This is a genomic window from Oerskovia sp. NPDC060287 (assembly GCF_042726775.1).
In the GTDB taxonomy this organism is placed as follows: Bacteria; Actinomycetota; Actinomycetes; order Actinomycetales; family Cellulomonadaceae; genus Oerskovia; species Oerskovia merdavium.
The window spans coordinates 1-5871 of record NZ_JBHXBO010000250.1 but is presented as its reverse complement, the minus strand read 5'-3'; the positions used below and the strand labels follow the sequence as shown (position 1 = coordinate 5871).

General features: G+C 72.8%; 4 protein-coding genes and 1 pseudogene. All 5 read right to left on the bottom strand.

The genetic code is table 11. The features are described from left to right. Window positions 1–76: 76 nt before the first annotated feature. On the bottom strand, window positions 77–2164 hold the full coding sequence (locus ACFWFR_RS16740) for a M3 family metallopeptidase (RefSeq protein WP_191804775.1): 2088 nt from the start codon (window positions 2162–2164) through the stop codon (window positions 77–79). A gap of 11 nt (window positions 2165–2175) precedes the next feature. Then, window positions 2176–2817 (bottom strand): GNAT family N-acetyltransferase, encoded by a 642-nt coding sequence (locus ACFWFR_RS16735; RefSeq protein ID WP_377623731.1) that lies wholly within the window; start codon window positions 2815–2817, stop codon window positions 2176–2178. 116 nt (window positions 2818–2933) lie between these two features. Beyond that, window positions 2934–4049, bottom strand: a complete 1116-nt coding sequence (ald, locus tag ACFWFR_RS16730) for an alanine dehydrogenase (protein WP_377623730.1) — start codon at window positions 4047–4049, stop codon at window positions 2934–2936. Window positions 4050–4255: 206 nt separating this feature from the next. Then, window positions 4256–5464: an RtcB family protein gene (locus tag ACFWFR_RS16725; protein WP_377623729.1), complete on the bottom strand. Its 1209-nt coding sequence runs from the start codon at window positions 5462–5464 to the stop codon at window positions 4256–4258. A 77-nt stretch (window positions 5465–5541) separates the two neighbouring features. Next, window positions 5542–5871, bottom strand: a pseudogene (locus ACFWFR_RS16720) (hypothetical protein); the annotation flags it as partial.

The following is a 5871-nucleotide window of genomic DNA, read 5'->3' as shown; positions in this document are numbered from 1 at the left end:
GGTCGGAGTCGAACGGGTCGATCTCGAGCGCCTCGGTCATCCAGCCGAGCTTTCCACCTCGGCACGGCGGGGACGACTACGCGTCGAGCCCGCGACGCGTCAGCAGCGGCGCGATCTCCGGGTCGCGGCCGCGCAGGTCGGCGAACGCGACCATCGGGTCGACCGAACCGCCGCGCGCGAGCAGCTTCTTGCGGAACGCGTCGCCGTTGGCCCGGTTCAGGCCGCCGTTCTCCTCGAACCAGGTCACGGTGTCGGCGTCGAGCACCTCGGACCAGATGTAGGAGTAGTACCCGGCCGAGTAGCCCCCGCCGAACACGTGGTTGAAGTACGTCGTGCGGTAGCGGGGCGGCACAGGGGCGAACCCGACCCCGGCCGCGTCGAGGGCCGCGGCCTCGAACGGCAGGACCTCGTCGACGCTCGTGGGGACCTGCTCGGGGCTCATCTGGTGCCAGGCCTGGTCGAGCAGCGCGGCCGCGAGGTACTCGGTCGTCCCGAAGCCCTCGTTGAACAGGCGCGAGGCCAGCATGGTCTCGACCCACTCGGCGGGCATGGGCTCGCCCGTGACGTGGTGCACCGCGTAGGACGTGAGGATCGCGGGCTCCCAGGCCCACATCTCGTTGACCTGCGAGGGGTACTCGACGAAGTCGCGCGGGACCTCGGTACCCGACTGCGACGGGTAGCGCACGTCCGAGAAGAGCCCGTGCAGCGCGTGGCCGAACTCGTGGAAGAGCGTGATGACCTCGTCCCACACGAGCAGCGTGGGCTCGCCCGCCGGGGGCTTGACGATGTTGAGGTTGTTCACGACGACGGGCGGCTGGTCCAGGAGGTGGTTCTGGTCGACCAGGTTGTTCATCCAGGCACCGCCGCGCTTGGACTCGCGCGTGTAGAAGTCGGCGAGGAACAGCCCCAGGCCCTTGTCCTGCTCGCCGACCGGCCCGTCGAAGACCTCGAACACGCGGACGTCAGGGTGGTAGCCCACCAGGTCGGAGCGCTCGGCGAACGAGATGCCGTAGAGCAGGTTCGCGGCCTTGAACACGCCGTCGGTCACGACGCGGTCGAGCTCGAGGTAGGGACGCAGCGCGGCGTCGTCGAGCGAGTAGCGCTCCTTGCGGACCTGCTCGGCGAGGTACGCCCAGTCGGACGCGCGCAGCTCGGCGTCGTCGCCCTCCTCGCGGGCGAGGGCGACCTCGAGGTCACCGGCCTCGCGGCGGGCGTTCGCCACGGCCGCGGGGGCCAGGCGCGAGAGCATCGCGTTGACGGCACCGGTCGTCTTGGCCGTCGCGTCCTCGGCGATGTACGCCGCGTGGTGGTCGTACCCGAGGAGGCGGGCGTGCTCGGCGCGCAGGCGCGCGAGGTCGATCACGATCTGGCGCGTGTCGTTGTCGTCGCCCGTGGCACCACGCGTCATGGACGCCTGCTGGACGCGCTCGCGGGTCTCGCGGCGCGAGAGCGACGCGATGACGCCCTGCTGCGTGGGCAGCTGCATCTCGAGGAGGTACTTGCCCTCGTGCCCGCGCGTCGCGGCCGCGGCCGCAGCCGCGGCGATGGCGTCCTCGGGCAGCCCCTCGAGCTCGGCGGCGTCGTCGACCAGGACGCTCGCGGCGTTGGCGCCCGCGAGCAGCTTGCGACCGAACGCGGCCTCGAGCGAGGTCAGCTTCCCGTTGAGCTCACGCAGGCGGTCCTGGTCCGCGGCGTCGAGCTCGATGCCCGAACGGCGGAAGTCGACGAGGAGGGTGTGCAGGAGCCAGGCCGTGTCGGCCTCGAGCGCGAGCTCGCCCGCGTCGACGGCGTCCTGGAGCGCACGGACGCGCGCGTACAGGCGTGCGTCCATGTAGATCGCATCGTGGTGCGCCGAGAGCTCGGGGGCGATGGTCTCCTCGATGTCCTCGAGACCCGGCGTCGAGTCGGAGCTCGCGACGTTGTAGAAGACCGTGACCGCACGGGTCAGGAGCTGTCCTGCGGACTCGAGCGCCTCGAGGGTGTTGGCGACCGTGGGCGCCTCGGGGTTGGTGACGATCTCCTCGATCTCAGCGCGCTCGGCGTCCATGCCGGCGCGCAGCGCGGGGAGATAGTGCTCCTCGCGGATCGTCGTGAAGTCGGGGAGCTCGTACGGGAGGGTGGACGCCGCGGCGAAGGGGTTGGCCGGGTCGAGGGTGCTCGTCATGCGTCCTATCTTCACCCGGCGGGCACCCTGCTCACGACATCAATCCCGGCGAGGTCGCCGTCCGTCTGCGCGGACGGCCACGGCTCGACCGGTTCTCGCGGGTCGCCCGCGAGGAGGGTGCCGATCCACGCGTCGCGGCGCACGCCCCGCTGGACGCCGAAGCCCCGCACCGTCCCCTCGACGCGGAACCCGAGCCGCCACGCGACGCGACGCGAGGCCCAGTTGCCCGTGAACGCGGTCCAGACCATGCGCGCGAGCCCGAGCCCCTCGTCGTCGAACGCCCAGTCGGTCACGATCCGCCCGGCCTCGGTCATGAGCCCCTCGCCGCGCGCCTCGGGCGCGAGCCAGTACCCGATCTCGGCCGAGCGCTCGGGGGTCGGCGAGGTGTCCAGCGCGAGCCCGATCATGCCGAGGACCGGCCCCTCGGGGGCATCGGGTCGGCGGATCGCCCACGTGCTCCCGCGACCCGTGCGCCACGACTCGGGCACGACCTCCTCGATGTACGACGCCGCGTCCGCCCGCGTGTACGGGCTGGGCACGGTGGTCCACGCCGCGATCTCCGCGCCCTGGCAGAGCTCGGTGATGCGGTCGACGTCCGCTGCCGTGGGCGTCGCGAGGTGGACGTGCTCGTTGGCCAGGACGAAAGGCTCCATCCGGACAGCATGCCACCGGCCATGAGGGGCCGACAGGGCATTTCCCGCCCGGACGACCACGTTCTGCTGCGGCCGCGGGCCGCACCGCGCTCCGGCAGCGCTCCCTGACCTCCCGATCACTCCCCCAGGACGTCCTCGGCGCACGTCCACGGCAGCCCGAGCGCGGCGCCGACCTGCTCGTTGACCAGGGTGCCGGTCACGGTCGTCAGTCCGTTGCGCAGCAGCGGGACCGTCCGGAGCGCTCGCGCCCCGCCGTCGGCGAGGAGTGCGAGGTAGGGCAGGGTCGCGCTGGTCAGGGCGAACGTGCTCGTCACGGGCACGGCGCCGGGCATGTTCGCGACGCAGTAGAACGTCGAGCCGTGCACCCGGAACGTGGGGTCGTCATGGGTCGTGGGCCGGGTGTCCTCGAAGCAGCCGCCCTGGTCGACCGCGATGTCGACGAGCACCGACCCGGGCCGCATGCGCGCCACGAGGTCGTTCGTCACGAGCCGGGGCGCCCTGGCCCCCGCGACCAGGACGGCGCCGATCACCAGGTCGGCCGCGAGCACTTCCTGCTCGATCGCGTACGCGCTCGACGCGACGGTCCGCACGTGGCCCGCGAACTCCTGGTCGAGCGCGCGCAGCACGGGCAGCGACAGGTCGAGGATCGTGACCTCGGCACGCATCCCCACCGCGATCTCGGCCGCGTGCCGGCCGGCGGTCCCGCCGCCGAGGATCACGACCCGTCCCGGCCTGCTCCCGGGAACGCCACCGAGCAGCACGCCCGCTCCGCCCGCAGGACGCATGAGGTGATAGGCCCCGACCTGCGTCGCCATGCGCCCGGCCACCTCGCTCATGGGCGCGAGCAGCGGCAGCGAGCCGTCGGGCGCCTGGGCGGTCTCGTAGGCGACCGCGGTCGTGCCCGCGTCGAGCAGCGCGGCCGTGCCGAGGGGGTCGGCCGCCAGGTGCAGGTACGCGAAGAGCAGCAGGTCGTCGCGCAGCAGCGGGTACTCGCTCGGCACGGGCTCCTTGACCTTGCACACGAGCTCGGCGCGCCCCCAGACCTCCTCAGCAGTGCCCACCACTCGTGCGCCCGCGCCCGCGAACTCCTCGTCGGAGATCGCCGAGCCCAGCCCGGCCCCGGCCTGCACCAGGACCTCGTGCCCTGCGGCGACCAGGTGGTGCGCGCCCGCGGGGGTGAGCGCGACGCGGAACTCGTTGTTCTTGACCTCGGCGGGAATCCCGATCCTCATGCCGTCAGCGTGTCGCGTGCCGGGCGATCACGCGCGTCGAGCGGCCGCGGGCCCCGTGGTCCGGGGCGTGCGCCCGCGTGCCCCGCCGGCCCGACGGCGGGCCGCACCTTCACGGAGAAGGTGCGGTCCGTCGTCGGGCGGGGCGGGGGAAGGCCCTGGCCGTCCTCGACCGAGGCCGCCCCGACGCCCGACGGTCCGTGGGCCGGTCAGTCGCCCTTGACGTTGACGATCTGCCGCAGCGTGTGACGTACCTCGACGAGGTCCGCCGCGTCCTGCATGACCCGGTCGATCGACTTGTACGCCGCCGGGATCTCGTCGATGAACGCGTCGGTGTCGCGGTACTCGATGCCCGCCATGGCCTCGCGCAGCTGCTCGTGCGTGAAGGTCCGGCGCGCCTTGCTCCGCGAGTACTCACGCCCCGCGCCGTGCGGCGCGGAGTCGAGCGCGAGCGGGTTCCCCTTGCCCACGACGACGTACGACGCCGTGCCCATGGACCCCGGGATGAGACCCGGGTCCCCCTCCCGGGCACGGATGGCCCCCTTGCGGGAGACCCACACGTCCTTGTGGAAGTGGTGCTCGAGCTCGGTGAAGTTGTGGTGGCAGTTGATGCGCTCGGCCTCCTCGACCGGCGCGAGCCCCGACCAGGCGTCGAACGCGGCCACCACGCGGTCCATCATCTCCTCGCGGTTGAGCAGCGCGAAGTGCTGGGCCCACCGCAGCTCGCGGATGTACGCCCAGAACTCGTCGGTGCCCTCGACGAGGTACGCGAGGTCCTTGTCCGGCAGGTCGATCCAGTACCGGGTCATGAGGTCGCGCGCGACCGCGATGTGGTGCTGCGCGATCTTGTTGCCGACCCCGCGCGAGCCCGAGTGCAGGAAGAACCAGGCCCGGTCCTCCTCGTCGAGGCTGACCTCGATGAAATGGTTCCCGGACCCCAGCGACCCGAGCTGCAGGCGCCAGCTCCCCGCGTACCGCGCGGGATCGAAGCCGGCCTTGCCCGCGAGCGCCTCGAGCTCGGCCACGCGCGCCTCGGCGGTCTCCGTCAGGCGCTGGTTGTAGGAGCCGGCGCTCGTGGGCACGGCCTGCTCGATCGCGAGCCGCAGGTCGCGCAGCGCCGGTCCAGCGATGTCGGCGGCCGTGTACTGCGTGCAGACCGCGACCATGCCGCAGCCGATGTCCACCCCGACGGCGGCGGGGACGATCGCGCGCAGCGTGGGGATCACCGAGCCGACGGTCGCGCCCAGGCCCAGGTGGGCGTCGGGCATGAGCGCGAGGTGCGGGTAGACGAACGGCATGGTCGAGGTGCGCTCGGCCTGCTCGCGGGCGCCGTCGTCGAGGATCGAGGCCCAGCTCCAGAGGGTCTTGGTCAGGCGGGTCGCCGTGGTCTTCACGGTCGCCCGGGTGTTCGTGGTCATGGCGAGAACTGTGGCAGGCCGCCGGTGGCCGCGGCGAGGGATTTGCGCCGCTTGCCTGGGCCGCGGAGGGCAGCCGGTCAGCAGGCGGTCGAGGGGCGTCGGCCCGCCTCGACCTCGGCCAGCCAGAGGAACAGCTCGGGCAGGGACGCGTCGGCCGCCAGGGCGTGCGTGATCCCCGGGAAGGTGTGGAGCACGACGTCCGCACCCTGCGCGCAGAGCAGGTTGCCGATCAGGGTGGCGGCGAGCAGGACGGCGGCGGCGGCCGGGACGGCGAGGTGGGAGGGCGGGGAGGTGACGGCGGCGGGGTCGGCCGCGTCGAGGTTGTCGTGGACGACGAGGCAGAGCAGGGTGCCGGCGAAGCCGGCCGTCAGCCAGGCGCCCCACAGGGCGCTGCGCCGGACGAAGGC

What these genes read in the sequence shown, in the direction of transcription:
- ACFWFR_RS16735 (WP_377623731.1), bottom strand. Translation starts at nt 2,817, where the DNA reads ATGGAGCCTTTCGTCCTGGCCAACGAGCACGTCCACCTCGCGACGCCC.
- ACFWFR_RS16725 (WP_377623729.1), bottom strand. Translation starts at nt 5,464, where the DNA reads ATGACCACGAACACCCGGGCGACCGTGAAGACCACGGCGACCCGCCTG.
- ald (WP_377623730.1), bottom strand. Translation starts at nt 4,049, where the DNA reads ATGAGGATCGGGATTCCCGCCGAGGTCAAGAACAACGAGTTCCGCGTC.
- ACFWFR_RS16740 (WP_191804775.1), bottom strand. Translation starts at nt 2,164, where the DNA reads ATGACGAGCACCCTCGACCCGGCCAACCCCTTCGCCGCGGCGTCCACC.